Genomic DNA, 13,607 nt, shown 5'->3' with positions numbered 1-13,607 from the left:
GACAGGAGGACCCGACCGAGGCGGGCCGCGGCCAGACTTCCACGCAGCCGCCGGTCGTGTGACCGGTTTGGGTGAACTCGTGGCCATCGGCCTCGGCCCACCGCCGTGCGCGTGCTTGGATCGGCCCATGGCCTCCCGACTGACCGAGATCTCGCTCGACTGCCACGACCCCGATCGGCTCGCGGACTTCTGGACGGCGGTGCTGGGCTGGGTGGTCCTGCACCGCGAGCCGGGGCTCGTCGAGATCGGCCCGGACGGCCGCGAGGACGCGGAGCTGCTCGACGCCGTCCGCTCGGGCCCGGTGGCGCCGACGATCTTCCTGGCACGGGTGCCCGAGGACAAGGTGGCGAAGAACCGCGTCCACTTCGACGTCTCGCCCGTCGACTGCTCGCAGGACGAGGAGGTCGAGCGCATCCTCGGCCTCGGCGCGACCCGCGCGGAGATCGGCCAGAGCGGCGAGGAGTCCTGGACCGTGCTCGCGGACCCCGAGGGCAACGAGTTCTGCGTGCTCCGCAGCCTGGCACCGGGGCACTTCTCGCTGTGAGCGGACTGCCGGTCGACCTGCCGCTCACCACCGATCGACTGGTGCTGCGGGCACACCGGATGGACGACCTGGACGACCTGGTGCGCTTCCACGGCGACCCCGAGGTGGTCCGCTACGTGCCGTGGCCGGTGCGCGACCGGGAGGCGACCGAGGAGACGCTGCGCGCGAAGCTCGGCCAGACCGTGCTGGACGAGCACGGACAGTGGCTGGTGCTGGCCGCCGAGCTCGCCTCGACCAAGACCGTGATCGGCGAGGTGCTGCTCAAGTGGGCGTCCGACCGGCAGGGCGAGCTCGGCTTCGCCTTTGGCCGCGAGCACCACGGCCAGGGGTACGCCATCGAGGCGGCCCGCGCCGTGCTGGGCCTCGCCTTCGACGACCTCGGGTTCCACCGGGTGACGGCCGTCGTGGTCGAGGGCAACGACCCCTCGCTCCGGCTGCTCGACCGTCTCGGCTTCCGGCAGGAGGCGCGCCACGTCGACGGGGCGTTCTTCAAGGGCGAGTGGGCCACCACCCTCGTCCTCGCGCTGCTCGAGGACGAGTGGAGGTCGAGCCGATGACCCCGCTCCCCCTGCCCCCGTTCCCCCTGCCCCTGGTCCTCGGCGTCCAGTGGCTCGACCCCGAGTGGCTGCTCTCCCAGCTCGGCGCCGGCTTCTTCTGGGTGAGCCTCGCCATCATCGTGGTGGAGTGCGGCCTGTTCTTCCCGTTCCTCCCCGGTGACACCCTGCTCGTCGCCGTCGGCCTCTTCCTGGCCAGCGACAAGCTCTCGGTCGTGCCGGGTCCGAGCCTGGTGGACCTCGCCGTGAGCTGCGCGCTGCTCGTCGCGGCCGCCATCGGCGGCAACGTGCTCGGCTTCGAGATCGGCAGCAAGCTCGGTCCGGTCATCTACGAGCACGACGGGAAGGTACTCAGGCGGGACTACTTCGAGCGGACCGAGGCCTTCTTCGACAAGCACGGCCGCAAGGCGCTGGTGATCGGGCGGTTCGTGCCCGTCGTCCGTACCTACATCACCGTGGTGGCGGGGGCGTCGAAGATGAAGCGTCCGCGGTTCATCGCGTGGAGCCTGGTCGGCGCCCTCCTCTGGGTGCTGACGATCACGCTCACCGGCTACTTCGTGGGGGACACCTTCCCCTGGCTCGCGCGCCACATCGACTACCTGATCCTGGGGCTGCTGCTGCTCACCGTGATCCCCGCCGCCATCCACTGGTGGCGCGAGCGCGCGACGGCCTAGGACCCGCGACGGGGCTCAGCCCGCGGCAACGGCCTCGCGCATCGCGTCCGCGCCCAGCTCGGCGCCGTACGCCGGCTTGTCGCGGTCGAACCGCTTGCCCTCGGCGAGGGGGCCGGCGTCGACCACGTCGAAGCCGAAGGACTCGATCAACCGGGTGACGACGGCCTTGGCGTCGGCGTCGTCGCCGGCGATCGGGAGGGCGCGACGGTCGTCGGCGCCCTGGGGGCGACCCTCGCTGACGATGTGGGCGGCCTGGATGGCGTTGAACGCCTTGACGACCCGGGAGGTCGGCAGGTGGGCGGCGAGCATCTCGCTCACGCTCGTGCGGCCCTCGTCGAGCTCCGCGTAGTGGCCGTCGCGCTCGAAGTAGTAGTTGTTGGTGTCGATGACGACCTTGCCCGCGAGCGGCTCGACCGGCACGTCGAGGTGGGCCTTGAAGGGGACGGTCACCACGACCAGCTCACCCGCCTCCCCTGCCTCCTCGGCCGTCGCTGCGCGGGCCCGCGGGCCGAGCTCGGCGACGAGGTCGGCGAGGGTCTCGGGCCCGCGCGAGTTGCTGAGCACCACGTCGTGGCCCTGCTCGATCGCACGGCGCGCGATTGCCGTACCGATGTGTCCGCTGCCGATGAGTCCGATGGTCGTCATGCCCGGTGCAACCAACCGCCGCGCCGTCTGCTTCCCCGCGCGTCAGCCGGTGACGCCGAACTTCTCGACGCGGATGGCCTGGGGATCGAGCCCGGACGAGAGCAGCAGGTCCTCGGCGAACCGGGCGAAGCGCGCCGAGCCGCAGACGTAGGCCAGCTCGGCGCCGTCGAGCAACGGGGCGAGCTCGTCGGCAGTGGGCGGGCCGGGCGGGCGGCCGTCGTCGCCCTCGCGGGTGTACGCGATGGTGGCGCCGAAGCGCGCGAGCTCGTCGGCGTACGGCAGCTCGTCGGGGCGGCGTGCCACGGCCATCACGCGCAGCTGGTCGCTGCGGCCGTGGTGGCGCGCCGCGCGGATCATGGACACCGCGGGCACCACACCGGTGCCGCCCACCAGGCACACGGACGGGGTGTAGGTGTCCCACCGGAACCAGCGCCCGATCGGACCCCGCAGCTCGAGGACGTCACCGACCTCTGCCTCGTCGGCCAGGAACTCCGAGACCTCCCCGTCGGGCAGCCGCTCGACGAGGAACTCGACGAGCGGGTCGCTGTCGTCGGAGGCCAGCGAGTAGGACCGCTGGGCCGTGTAGTCGTCAGGGGCGCGCAGCCGGATGAGGTAGTGCTGCCCGGGCCAGTGGCGCTGGCGGTCCTCGACGTGCATCCGCAGCCGGACCAGGTGCGGGGCCGGCAGGTCCTTGGTGATGATGCGTCCGGTCGTCCATGCGGTCGCGCCCGTCCCGCCCGGGTCGAACGACCCGGCCTCCTCGGCGCCGCTCACGGGTCACCCTGGTAGCGCTGCTCGAGCCACGGGTCGCCCCGGTCGTGGTAGCCGTTGACCTCCCAGAAGCCCGGACGGTCGGCGGCCATCAGCTCGAGCCGGCTGATCCACTTGGCCGACTTCCAGAAGTAGAGGTGCGGGACCAGCAGCCGCACCGGTCCACCGTGCTCGGCCGTCAACGGTCGTCCGTCGAACTCCCACACCACCCAGGCCTTGCCGCCGGTGAGGTCGGCCAGGGCGAGGTTGGTGGTGTAGCCGGTCGACGAGTGGGCCATGACGTACGCCGCCTCGGGCTGCGGCCCGGCGACGTCGAGCAGGCTGTCGACGGACACCCCGGTGAAGACGACGTCGAACTTCGACCAGGTGGTCACGCAGTGGATGTCGCCGCTGTAGGAGGACCGCGGCAGCTGCTGCACGTCGTCCCACGTCCACGTCGTCGGGCGGTCCACCAGGCCGTCCACCTCGATGGACCACGACTCGCGCTCGATCCGCGGGGTGGCCTCGGCGGTGAGGACCGGCCACCCCGAGCCGACGTCGTACTGACCCGGTGGCAGGCGCCCCTCGGGTCCATCGGGTCGGCGGCGGCGGAAACCTCGGGTCACGGGCACGAGCCGAGCCTAGCCACGAACACGTGTGCCGCGCCCCGGTCGGACCGGGACGCGGCACACGCAGCTGCGGGAGAGAGGTCAGCCCCGCAGGTTCTTGAGGTTGTCGAAGCTGTACTTCGCGAGGTCCAGCGACTGGCCGGGGTTCGCGGTGCCACCGGGAGCGCTGTCCTGCTCCCACATCGGGTTGTGGTAGCCCTTGGCGCCCACCCCGCCGAGGAACGCCTTGTAGTCGATGACGCCGGCGCCGAACGGTGCGAAGGCGTAGCCGTCGCGGGTGCCGGGCTGCGACGTGCCGTCCTTGGCGTGGAACAGGGGGTAGCGCAGCGGCCCGAAGGTGTTGACCGTGCCCAGCGGGTCGAAGGGGTCCGCCACGGTCGTGCCGTCCGCACCGACGTAGGAGCCGAAGCGGTACTGCGCGACGTGCGCCCAGTAGATGTCCATCTCCAGGAAGACGTAGCGCGAGTCGGTGTTGTCCAGGAACCACTCGAGGCGACGCACGCCGCTCGAGCGGGTCGGACGACCCTGGGCGTCCGCCGGGCCCACGTCGAGGAGGTGGCTGTACGCCTCGGCGTGGTTGTGCGTGTAGAGCTTGAGCCCGTGCTTGGTCATCGCGCGCTCGCCGAGGATGTTCCACCGCTCGGCCGCGAGCTGCCAGTCGGCCAGGTAGGCCGAGCTCGTCGGGTCGCTGCCGGTGCCGATGTGGCCCATGCCGAGGATGTTCGCCGCCTCGCAGGCGGCGTCGAAGGTCGCCAGGGTGGCGTCGGTGATCGTGCTCGGGATGCTGCCGTGGTTGCCCTCGGCCTCGAGGCCGTTGTCGTCGAGCCACTGCTTCAGCAGCTCCGGGGCCGGCGTACGTCCGCCCTCGGCGTTCGCGCTCTGCGTGTAGCCGGCGAACTCGATCTGCTTGTAGCCGATCTTCGCCAGCGCCGCGAAGACCTCCTTGAACCCGGACGGCAGGTCGGAGGTGAGCGGATCGCGGCTGACCGCGTCGCGCACCGAGTAGAGGATGATGCCGAGCTTGCCGCGCGGGATCAGCACGCCGTTCCCTGCGGCCGCCGAGGACGAGGCGAGCGGGCCGGCCATCGTGGCAGCGGCGGCGAGCCCGGTGGAGGCCGCCATGAGCTGGCGGCGGCTGAGACCGAGGCTGCGCCGGAGCGCGGGCGTCTCCTCGGACCTGATGTCGGGGGTCTTCATGGGGTTCCTCCAGGAGCGGGTCGGTCCGGCACCACGAGACCGGATGTGGCGTGCGTCACAACGTGACCCTGCGACCGTAGGCAGTTGTGACGACTGACGTCAATCTTTTGTCCGCATATCGACGAAAGTGGCAGACGGGCAGACTGACGCCATGGCACTCCGGGACCTCACGCGGTCGGTCGCTGGAGGTGCGCTGTCCTCGGGGATGGCACGGCTCAACGCGCGTCACCCGTGGAGCCACAACGACCACTTCCACCGCTGGATCCTCGACCACCTCCCGGTGCAGCGTCGGGCGGCGCTCGACGTCGGCTGCGGCCAGGGCGGGCTCGTCGCCACCCTCGCGCCGTACTTCGGTGAGGTGGTCGGCAACGACGTCGACGCGACGATGCGGGTCGCGGCGTCCCAGCTGTGCTCCGGGCTGGCGAACGTACGGATCGACGGCGGGGACTGGAGCAGGCTCGACGGCCCCTTCGACCTGGTGACGATGGTCGCCGTCCTGCACCATCTCGAGGTCGGACGCGCACCGGAGGAGGTGCGTGGACTGCTCTCCCCCGGCGGCCGCTTCCTCGCCGTGGGCCTCGCTCCCCCGACGTCGATCGCCGACCACGCCTGGGACGTCGCGTCGATCGTGACCAACCCGGTCATCGGGTTCATCAAGCACCCGAGGGCCAACCGCGGGGGCCCCCAGCCACCGCCGTACCCGGTGCAGGACCCGACGACGACGTACGACGACCTCCGCCGCCACGTCGCGGCAGTGATGCCCGGCGCACGGATGCGCCACCGGCTCGGCTTCCGCCACACGATCGAGTGGACCAAGCCGGCCGACCGTTGACGTGGGTGAGCGGACCTTCACACTCCGTTCACACCGCGCGGGCGCCGGGCCCGTCATGGGCCGGGGGACGCTCGTAACGTCGAAGCCATGCATCTCGACGTCTCGTCCCTCCGCACCTCGATCGACGTGCTGGCGGACCTGGCCGCGTGGCTCGAGCACGAGCCCGAGACCACCGAGGACTCGCGCACCCGCTGAGCGGGTCGCGACGGCGGCCCGTCCGGCCGCACCCCCCTGGCGCGGACCCGGACGACGTGGTCGTCCGGGTCCGTGCGTGGCGGACCTGCTCCTACGGGGTCGGCAGGAGGTACGGCACCGGGTCGCCGGCGGCGATGGTGATGGTGTCCCGGCGGTGGTGGGTGATGCGACCGTTGGCGTACGTGTCGCCGGTGAAGTCCTCGATCACGCGGGTCGGCTGACCGGCCCGGAGGGTGGCGAGCGGCGCGTCGGTCTCGTCGAGCCAGCCGATGAGCTTCTCGCCGAGGCGGTGCACGAGGCCGGGCTTCTGCGCGGCCAGGTCGGTCGTCTCACCCACGTCGGCGACGAGGTCGTAGAGCTCGAAGGAGCCGTCGTCGTAGGTGTAGTAGAGCTTCCAGCGACCGTCACGGACCAGGGACGACGGTCCCTGCACCCCGACGTAGCCCGGCAGGTGGTGGAAGTGGTCGCGGTTGATCTTCGTGCCCGTGCTGAACGCCGGCGTGAGGTCGATGCCGTCGAGGGGGACGCCGGCGGGCAGCGCGGCCCGGGCGTAGGACGCGAAGGTCGTGTAGAGGTCGGTGCTGTTGATGATCGTCTCGTTGGCACGACCGCCACCCCGCACGAGGTCGGGGTTCTGGCTCCACACGATCCACGGCACGCGGATCCCGCCCTCGTACATCTGGCCCTTGTCCTCGCGGAGCGGGCCGTTCCACGCGCCGGAGTTGACGGGGTCCTCCTCGCCGCCGTTGTCGGAGGTGAAGATCACCACGGTGTTCTCGGACAGCGGCTTGCCGCCGTTGCGGGGGTCCGGGGTCTCCTCGAGGTAGTCGATGATCCGCGCGACCGACTGGTCGACGCCCTCGGTGAGCGCGCCGTACGACGGCTTGGCCGGCGCCTGCCCGGGCACCTTCGCCTTGTACTTCGCGAGCAGGTCGGGCCGCGCCTGCGCGTCGTTCACCGGGAAGTGCGGGGCGAACTCGCTGACCCAGGCGAGGAAGGGCTCGTCCTTGCTGCGGTCGATGAAGTCGAGCGCCGCATCGGTCTGCGCGTCGGTCACGTGCTTGTCGGTGCCGACGAGCGCGTCGAGCTGGGCCTCGCTGACCCCGCGGCTGTAAGGCGCGATGTTCTCGTCGACGTAGTCCTGCGTGTAGTCCGCGGCGAACTGGTCGAGCGACGGAGAGACGGAGTCGTTGAACTGGTTGTTCGTGGCGAAGTAGTAGGTCGCGTGGGAGTTCTGGCTGCCACCCCAGTTCTCGTCGAACCCGTGGGCGGAGACGATCTCCTCGGCCGAGCCGGCGACGTGGAACTTGCCGCTGTAGCCGGTGGCGTACCCGGCCTTCTGAAGCGTCTCCCCCAGCGTCGTGTAGCCCGTGGCGATGGCCGTCTTGCCGTCCTCGGCAAGGCGGCCCTGCGTGACGCCCCGCAGCGGGGCGGTCGCGGGGCCCGTGACGGCGCCGACGGCGTACACGTTGTTGGTGGGGCGGGTGGCGTACTGGCCGGTGTGCAGCGCCGCGCGCGTGGGGCTGCACTGCACCGACGCGTACGCCTCGGTGAAGACCTGGCCCTCCTGCGCGAGCTGGTCCAGGCGCGGCGTCTCGTTGTAGTCGTTGCCGTAGCCGCCGTTGACCAGGCCGGTGCTCAGGTCGGACCAGCCGAGGTCGTCGGCCATGATGAAGACGAGGTTCGGGCGCGGCGCCTGCACGGGTGCGGGGGCCGCGTTGGCGGTGGTCGCCGGCGCACCGGCGAGGACGGGGGCGACGCTGGCCAGCGTGAGCACGGCTGGCGCGGCGATCGCGGTGAAGAGCTTGCGGTGGGGCATGACACGTCCTTCTCGAGATGGAATCGTGCCATGCAATCTACTGTTAACAAGTCGAGTTACTAGACATCAGTCCCTTCCATGTCGATCCGTGTTCCCTGACGCCCTGGACCTCATCCCTACTGACTTACTGTAATTTTGGTGGGTGCCCGTCGACCCGCCCGCGTCCCGCTCGCTGCTCCCACTGCTGGGCGCCGGCGACGGGGCACCCTCCGCTCCGCACCCGGAAGCCCTGCAGACCGGCACGCACGGCGACGCGTGCTGTGCCCCGACGGCGACGCGACACTCGGGCGAGGCGGCCACGCCCTCGATGCCGCGAGGAGCGCGGAGCACCCGCGGGCAGGTGCACATCGACGGCGGGTCCTTCTGGATGGGCGACAGCCACGGCGACGGCTATGCCGCTGACGGCGAGCAGCCCGTGCACGCCGTACGTCTGTCCTCCTACTTCATCGATGCCAAGACCGTCACCAACGCCCAGTTCGCCACCTTCGTGAAGTCGACCGGCTACGTCACCGATGCCGAGCGCGACGGGGTCTCAGCGGTCTTCCACCTCGCCGTGGACGCCGCGCCGGCCGACGTCCTGCGCCGGGTGGCCGGCGTGCCGTGGTGGCTGACGGTGCGCGGCGCGGACTGGCGCCACCCCGCCGGACCTCGCTCGAGCATCAACGACCTTCAGAACCACCCGGTCGTGCACGTGTCGTGGCGCGACGCCCAGGCCTACTGCCGGTGGGCCGGCAAGCGGCTGCCCACCGAGGCCGAATGGGAGCACGCCTCGCGCGGAGGCCTCGACCGCGCGCGCTACCCCTGGGGCGACGACCTCAGGCCCGGCGGGCGCTGGCGCTGCAACATCTGGCAGGGCGACTTCCCCCACCGCAACACCCTGGACGACGGCTTCCTCACCACAGCGCCGGTCACCACGTTCACACCCAACGGCTACGGCCTGCACAACACCGTGGGCAACGTGTGGGAGTGGTGCCAGGACGCGTTCCGCAGCACCGAGTACGTCGACCGCGCGGGCCCCGAAGCGGTCGTCGACCCGGTCGCCGCCGACCCCGCCGACGTCCCTGACGCGCACGTGCCGAGGGTCATGCGCGGTGGGTCGTACCTGTGTCACGACAGCTACTGCAACCGCTACCGGGTGGCTGCCCGGTCGTCGAACACCGCCGAGTCGTCGTCGGGCAACATCGGTTTCCGCTGCGCGAACGACGCGGCCTGAAGCAGCCCCCGATCACGACCGCAGGGACTCCACGGCCGCCAGGTCGGCGCGGAACGGACGGCTGCACCCGGTGAACGTGAGGACGGCCCCGACCTCGATGGCCGCGTCGCGGCAGCGCCCCAGGCCCCTCACGCCCTCGAGGCTCGCTGACGTCACCCGCGTCAGGTCGATCCCGATGACACGCGCTCCTCCCCGGAGCGCCGCGTCCACCCGAGCGCACAGGTCGTAGGCAGCGATGACGTCGAGCGGGCCGTCGACCTCGATCGAGGTCGTCAGCCCGGCGACTGAGGCGGTGATGTGGTGCATGGTGGACCTGCTCGGACGTGGGCTGCTTCGCGTGTTCTCTGGTGCCGAGCCTACGGACTGGAGGGGCGGGCGGAGCGCGGTTCGCCCGATGTTCACCCTGTCGGGCGTCAGTGCCGCCCGGGGCACCGCATGCGGGCGTAGGAGCAGACCTCGCACACCACGATCAGCCCGATCACGTCGGGGTGCTTCAACGTCCGCGGCGAGAACCGGTGGCCGGTTCCCTGGTCCCTGCCCCGCTGGTGGGCCGCGCCCACGTCGGTGGCTTGCTGTCCGAGTGTCGTCACCTGCCCCATGGTGGCGCGCCAATGATTCGCGGAGGTTGCGACACGTGTCGGGCGCGTTACGGTCCTCCGGGGCTCGCCCAGCACCCCTCGACCAGGACGCGTCAGAGCTTCGCCCGGATCGCGTCGGACTCGTCCTGCACCGTGGTGGCATCGACCAGGTCGCCGGCCTGCTCGAGCAGCACGCTCGTCCAGGCGTCGAGGACCTCCTCGGCGTAGCCACTGTCGATGAGCTCGTCGGTGAGGTCGCTCTTCGCCTGCTCGACGAGGTCGGCCCACTCCTCGACGGCGGTGAAGCGCTCGACGAGAACGTTGGAACGTCCCGGCATGCCCCCACCGCCGCCGTACCCGCCGCCGGGTCGCCCGCCGTCAGGGAAGTCGGTCGGCATCCCCTCGGGTCGCTGGCCGTCCGGGAAGTCCGTCGGCATCCCCTCGGGTTGTTCCCCGTCCGGGAAGCCACCGCCGGGCCCGCCCGCGCCGCCGGGCGAGGCGCCGAAGGCGAGGTTGTGGTCCCACGCGACGACCGTGAAGGCGCCGGTCTCGGCGTCGTAGCGCAGGTAGGAGTTGTTGCCGGGACCGTCGATGTCGTCGAAGTTGTCGACGAGCTCCTCGAACGCCAGGTAGCGAGCGAAGGACTGCACGTCGAGCCGGGACGGCAGCTCGGAGACGAAGTACTCGTCGCTGCTGTTGTTGAGGAAGTCGAGGAAGTCGATGAGCGGCGTGAGGTCGTCGTCGCCGGTCTCCTGGTCGAAGACGTCGGTGTAGGCGTCGGGGTCGTCACCGCGGTAGGACCAGTCCCCGCTCGCCTCGGACTTGTAGAGCAACCCGTCGGTCGAGAAGTTCTCCGCCTCCCAGTCCTCGTCGAGGTTCTGCACGACCAGGCGCAGCCGGGCACCCGAGCCGTTCACCTCGAACGACGACGCGACCGCGTGCTCGCTGGCCAGGCCGGCCTTGGCCAACAGGTCGAGCGCGACGGCTTCGTTGAGCGCGGTCTCGCTGCTGTTCGACCGGATGATGAACTCGCTCGACCCGTCGACGGCCTGGTCGTCCACGAACTTGTCGAGCCGGATCAGCCAGGGCAGGTCGGTCGGGTCGGAGTCGTCGCTGACGCTGCGGAGCGACGAGTTGCCCTTGAGCCTGATGCCGGCGCGCTGGAAGGTCTCGCCGTCGATCGTCACGGTCGCCTCTAGCCATTCCTTCTCGTCCGTCTCCTGGTAGGTGTCGATCATGGTCGCCACGGCGTCCCCGTCGACCTCGACGCTGATCGCGTGCACCTTGCTCGCGTCCCACACGCCGGAGCCGTCCGCCACCTCCCGCGCGGACGAGGTCACGCCCGTGGTGGCGACGTTCGCGTCGCCCGTCGTGGCGGAGCACCCGCCGAGGGCGAGGGAGGCGAGGGAGGCCAGGACGACGACGCGGCGGGTGGGACCGCTGGGACGGCTGGGGTGGTGGTCGCTCATGAGAGCACTCCTTGGTGGATCGTGAGGTGGTCGGCGAGGTGTCGGGAGGTGACCCGGTGCCAGCGGTTGCGCTGGAGGTCGGGGGTGAGGAGGGCGAGCCCGGTGCCGTACTTGCTGATGCGCACAGGTCGGTGGCCGAGCTCCCACAGCCGACGGTCGAGCGGACCGGGCCGGGCCGTGGTCGCCTTGGTCTCCACGACCAGCACCTGGTCGACCGCCGCACTGCCGTGGGGCGAGGTCCAGCGGAGGTCGCGGTCGATCGTGGCCCGTCCGGCGCCGTCGTCGAGCAGCACCGTCGTACGCCGATAGCTCGTGCGGAGCGTCGCGACGAGCTCACCGGGATCGACGTCGTGGACGTGCGCCGCTCCGAGCCGGTCGCGGACCCAGGCGTCGGCGCAGGACGGCACGCCGAGGTCGTCGTGGCCCGGGTGGGGCAGTCGCTCCTTCACCGTGGTGCCGCGCGGCCCGCGGGTCTTCACCTCCAGCCACCGCTCGCCGGTGTCGGCGTAGGTGCGGGTCCGGACCTTCCAGCGGCGGCGCCTGCGGTGCGCTGCACCGCTCCAGCTGTCGAGGTCGACCGTGTCGAGGTACGTCGACTCGTAGCGCGAGCTGCGTCGGCCGTCGATCTCGAGGGCGCGCAGGCCCGGGATGCCGGTCAGGACGGCGTCGAGGTCGTCGGCAGGGAGGACGTACTTGCGATCGATCCTGGTCAGCAGTGCGGCCTCGGTGTTCACCTCGCCGAGCGTCACCGCGGGGAGGCGGCCGAGGACCGTCATCGCGTCACCGCCGCGACGCTGCGCCGCTCGGTGGCGGGTACTGCGGGGCCACGCGGTGCGACGTAGTGCACCTCCACGGTGGTCGCGTCGTTCACCAAGTCCGTGCGCACCGGCGTCACCCGGACCACGCGCGCGTCGAGCAGCAGCTCGAGCCGCTCGACGAGCGACGCCTCGTCCGTGATGGCGGCGTCCAGCACGATCACCTGACGCAGCGTGCTGCTGTGGAGGAGGCGGCTGTCCGCGGCGGCCAGCACGCCCACCAGGACGGCCATCAGCGAGATCGAGAGGACGAGGTCGGCGGTGCCGAGACCACCGATCAGCCCGATCGCGAGCGAGGCGAAGTAGTACGCGATCTCGTGCTGCCCCAGCTCGTCGGACCGCAGGCGGATGATCGACAGCACACCGAACAGCCCGATCCCCAGCCCGACCGTGGCCGCGCTGCCGGACAGCACGATCGTGACGGCCAGGACGCCGACGTTGACCGCGATGAAGGCGGTGACGAGGTCGGCGCGCCGGTGGCGCGGGTAGTAGACGGCCACGGCGAGGACGACGACGGCGAGGAGGTCCACGGCCGCGAGGAGGTAGGTGGAGTTCATGGGATGCCCTTCTGGATCGGTGTGGTCCCGACCTTCACGGTCCGCGCTGTCCGCCGGCTCCGGCTCCGCTGTGCCCGCGCTGTGAACCACCACCGGTGCGTCCCGCACCCCTACGAGATGCACGGTCGCGCCACAGCCGTCGGACAGGGAGGCCCCGCACCGTCGGGGGGACCCCCGACGACAGGACCCCCATGCCGACACGCATCCCGACCTCCACCCGCCGCGGCTTCCTCATCGGAGGCCTCACCACCCTGACCCTCGGCACCGCCACAGGCGCATGGGCGCTCGACCGCTACGTCGTCGACCACGTGGAGGTGGCGGACGCGTCGGCGTACGAGGCGAGCCAGGGCAGCGACGGCACCGAGCTCGACACCTCTCAGGCCGTCCTCACCGACGACAGCTGGAGCGCCGACGGCACCACGGTGACCGTGCGCGAGGTGATGACCGGCAGCGGTGACGCGACCGTCACCTACTTCGTCGCCGACCTCGTGCTGAGCGACGCGACCGTCCTCCGCTCGGCCTTCGCCGGCGACGCGTTCGGCACGAACATCATCGACGAGACCTCGGACATCGCCGAGCAGAACGGCGCGATCTTCGCGGTCAACGGCGACTACTACGGCTTCCGCGACACCGGCATGGTGATCCGCAACGGCGTCGTGTGGCGCGACTCCGGCGCACGCGAGGGACTGGCGTTCTACCGCGACGGCCGGGTCGAGCTCTACGACGAGACCGCCACCGATGCGCAGACCCTCGTCGACTCCGGCGTCTGGAACACCCTCTCCTTCGGCCCTGCGCTCGTCGCGGACGGCGAGGTGCTCGACGGCATCGACGACGTCGAGGTCGACACCAACTTCGGCAACCACTCGATCCAGGGCGACCAGCCCCGCACCGCGATCGGTGTCGTCGAGGACAACCATCTCCTCGTCGTGGTCGTCGACGGCCGGTCCACCGGTTACAGCGCCGGCGCGACGATGACCGAGCTGGCCACCCTGATGAAGGGCCTCGGCGCGGTCACCGCCTACAACATCGACGGCGGTGGGTCCTCGACGTTCTACTTCGACGGCGAGGTGCGCAACCGGCCGAGCAACGGCGGCGAGCGCGGCACCTCCGACATCCTCTACATCAAGGGCTGAGCC

Annotated in this window: 16 protein-coding genes; 6 read left to right on the top strand and 10 right to left on the bottom strand. The window is 71.0% G+C overall.

Annotated features, from left to right (window positions below; all coding sequences use genetic code 11):
* The first annotated feature begins 127 nt into the window (after positions 1–127).
* Genes L2K70_RS03700 through L2K70_RS03690 form a run of 3 tightly spaced genes read left to right on the top strand, consistent with a single transcriptional unit; the run spans position 128 to position 1,772 of the window.
* A complete protein-coding gene (locus L2K70_RS03700; RefSeq protein ID WP_236399151.1) occupies positions 128–544 on the top strand; it encodes a VOC family protein in 417 nt (138 codons plus the stop codon).
* Positions 541–1,101, top strand: a complete 561-nt coding sequence (locus L2K70_RS03695; RefSeq protein WP_236399148.1) for a GNAT family N-acetyltransferase — start codon at positions 541–543, stop codon at positions 1,099–1,101. The genes L2K70_RS03700 and L2K70_RS03695 overlap by 4 nt, the downstream gene beginning before the upstream one ends.
* On the top strand, positions 1,098–1,772 hold the full coding sequence (locus L2K70_RS03690) for a DedA family protein (protein WP_236399145.1): 675 nt from the start codon (positions 1,098–1,100) through the stop codon (positions 1,770–1,772). Before L2K70_RS03695 ends, L2K70_RS03690 begins: the two co-directional genes overlap by 4 nt.
* Before the next feature lie 15 nt (positions 1,773–1,787).
* Here the strand turns inward: L2K70_RS03690 and L2K70_RS03685 are convergent, their stop codons facing one another.
* From L2K70_RS03685 to L2K70_RS03670, 4 genes are all read right to left on the bottom strand, one after another.
* A complete protein-coding gene (locus L2K70_RS03685; protein WP_236399142.1) occupies positions 1,788–2,417 on the bottom strand; it encodes an NADPH-dependent F420 reductase in 630 nt (209 codons plus the stop codon).
* 42 nt (positions 2,418–2,459) lie between these two features.
* Entirely contained in the window at positions 2,460–3,191 is a 732-nt protein-coding gene (locus L2K70_RS03680) for an FAD-binding oxidoreductase (protein ID WP_236399139.1), read from the bottom strand.
* The gene (locus tag L2K70_RS03675; RefSeq protein ID WP_236399136.1) at positions 3,188–3,799 is read right to left on the bottom strand and encodes a sulfite oxidase-like oxidoreductase; all 612 of its coding nucleotides are present in this window, start codon (positions 3,797–3,799) and stop codon (positions 3,188–3,190) included. Before L2K70_RS03675 ends, L2K70_RS03680 begins: the two co-directional genes overlap by 4 nt.
* A gap of 78 nt (positions 3,800–3,877) precedes the next feature.
* Positions 3,878–4,993 carry a sugar phosphate isomerase/epimerase family protein gene (locus L2K70_RS03670; RefSeq protein WP_236399133.1) on the bottom strand — a complete coding sequence of 372 codons (1,116 nt, stop codon included), beginning with the start codon at positions 4,991–4,993 and terminating at the stop codon, positions 3,878–3,880.
* Between the two features lie 151 nt (positions 4,994–5,144).
* On the opposite strand from L2K70_RS03670, the gene L2K70_RS03665 reads away from it, so the two are divergent.
* Entirely contained in the window at positions 5,145–5,825 is a 681-nt protein-coding gene (locus L2K70_RS03665; protein WP_236399130.1) for a class I SAM-dependent methyltransferase, read from the top strand.
* Between the two features lie 286 nt (positions 5,826–6,111).
* Here the strand turns inward: L2K70_RS03665 and L2K70_RS03660 are convergent, their stop codons facing one another.
* On the bottom strand, positions 6,112–7,839 hold the full coding sequence (locus tag L2K70_RS03660; RefSeq protein WP_236399127.1) for a sulfatase-like hydrolase/transferase: 1,728 nt from the start codon (positions 7,837–7,839) through the stop codon (positions 6,112–6,114).
* A gap of 307 nt (positions 7,840–8,146) precedes the next feature.
* Between L2K70_RS03660 and L2K70_RS03655 the strand changes: the two genes are divergently transcribed.
* Positions 8,147–9,052, top strand: coding sequence for a formylglycine-generating enzyme family protein (locus tag L2K70_RS03655; RefSeq protein WP_268930130.1), 906 nt, complete (start codon positions 8,147–8,149; stop codon positions 9,050–9,052).
* A 12-nt stretch (positions 9,053–9,064) separates the two neighbouring features.
* On the opposite strand, the gene L2K70_RS03650 is transcribed toward L2K70_RS03655, so the two are convergent.
* The 5 genes from L2K70_RS03650 to L2K70_RS03630 all read right to left on the bottom strand — a co-directional run bounded on the left by L2K70_RS03650 (position 9,065) and on the right by L2K70_RS03630 (position 12,471).
* Complete coding sequence (locus tag L2K70_RS03650) at positions 9,065–9,358, bottom strand: STAS domain-containing protein (RefSeq protein WP_236399120.1); 294 nt, start codon at positions 9,356–9,358, stop codon at positions 9,065–9,067.
* A 107-nt stretch (positions 9,359–9,465) separates the two neighbouring features.
* The gene (locus L2K70_RS03645) at positions 9,466–9,642 is read right to left on the bottom strand and encodes a hypothetical protein (RefSeq protein ID WP_236399118.1); all 177 of its coding nucleotides are present in this window, start codon (positions 9,640–9,642) and stop codon (positions 9,466–9,468) included.
* Positions 9,643–9,743: 101 nt separating this feature from the next.
* Positions 9,744–11,099 (bottom strand): CotH kinase family protein, encoded by a 1,356-nt coding sequence (locus L2K70_RS03640; protein ID WP_236399115.1) that lies wholly within the window; start codon positions 11,097–11,099, stop codon positions 9,744–9,746.
* Positions 11,096–11,875, bottom strand: coding sequence for a polyphosphate polymerase domain-containing protein (locus L2K70_RS03635; protein WP_236399112.1), 780 nt, complete (start codon positions 11,873–11,875; stop codon positions 11,096–11,098). The genes L2K70_RS03640 and L2K70_RS03635 overlap by 4 nt, the downstream gene beginning before the upstream one ends.
* Complete coding sequence (locus L2K70_RS03630; RefSeq protein WP_236399109.1) at positions 11,872–12,471, bottom strand: DUF4956 domain-containing protein; 600 nt, start codon at positions 12,469–12,471, stop codon at positions 11,872–11,874. Before L2K70_RS03630 ends, L2K70_RS03635 begins: the two co-directional genes overlap by 4 nt.
* Before the next feature lie 191 nt (positions 12,472–12,662).
* Here L2K70_RS03630 and L2K70_RS03625 point away from each other — a divergent pair, with 191 nt between their 5' ends.
* A complete protein-coding gene (locus L2K70_RS03625; RefSeq protein WP_236399106.1) occupies positions 12,663–13,604 on the top strand; it encodes a phosphodiester glycosidase family protein in 942 nt (313 codons plus the stop codon).
* The last annotated feature ends 3 nt before the right edge of the window (positions 13,605–13,607 follow it).

This window comes from Nocardioides potassii (assembly GCF_021648885.1).
GTDB classification, from domain to species: Bacteria; Actinomycetota; Actinomycetes; order Propionibacteriales; family Nocardioidaceae; genus Nocardioides; species Nocardioides potassii.
The sequence above is the reverse complement of the archived record's forward strand: the minus strand, read 5'-3'. Positions and strand labels throughout refer to the sequence as shown.

Bases quoted from the DNA above. Each gene is read 5' to 3' on its own strand.
- L2K70_RS03635 (WP_236399112.1), bottom strand. From the start codon at position 11,875: ATGACGGTCCTCGGCCGCCTCCCCGCGGTGACGCTCGGCGAGGTGAAC.
- L2K70_RS03700 (WP_236399151.1), top strand. From the start codon at position 128: ATGGCCTCCCGACTGACCGAGATCTCGCTCGACTGCCACGACCCCGAT.
- L2K70_RS03655 (WP_268930130.1), top strand. From the start codon at position 8,147: ATGCCGCGAGGAGCGCGGAGCACCCGCGGGCAGGTGCACATCGACGGC.
- L2K70_RS03640 (WP_236399115.1), bottom strand. From the start codon at position 11,099: ATGAGCGACCACCACCCCAGCCGTCCCAGCGGTCCCACCCGCCGCGTC.
- L2K70_RS03670 (WP_236399133.1), bottom strand. From the start codon at position 4,993: ATGAAGACCCCCGACATCAGGTCCGAGGAGACGCCCGCGCTCCGGCGC.
- L2K70_RS03685 (WP_236399142.1), bottom strand. From the start codon at position 2,417: ATGACGACCATCGGACTCATCGGCAGCGGACACATCGGTACGGCAATC.
- L2K70_RS03650 (WP_236399120.1), bottom strand. From the start codon at position 9,358: ATGCACCACATCACCGCCTCAGTCGCCGGGCTGACGACCTCGATCGAG.
- L2K70_RS03630 (WP_236399109.1), bottom strand. From the start codon at position 12,471: ATGAACTCCACCTACCTCCTCGCGGCCGTGGACCTCCTCGCCGTCGTC.
- L2K70_RS03690 (WP_236399145.1), top strand. From the start codon at position 1,098: ATGACCCCGCTCCCCCTGCCCCCGTTCCCCCTGCCCCTGGTCCTCGGC.
- L2K70_RS03660 (WP_236399127.1), bottom strand. From the start codon at position 7,839: ATGCCCCACCGCAAGCTCTTCACCGCGATCGCCGCGCCAGCCGTGCTC.
- L2K70_RS03665 (WP_236399130.1), top strand. From the start codon at position 5,145: ATGGCACTCCGGGACCTCACGCGGTCGGTCGCTGGAGGTGCGCTGTCC.
- L2K70_RS03625 (WP_236399106.1), top strand. From the start codon at position 12,663: ATGCCGACACGCATCCCGACCTCCACCCGCCGCGGCTTCCTCATCGGA.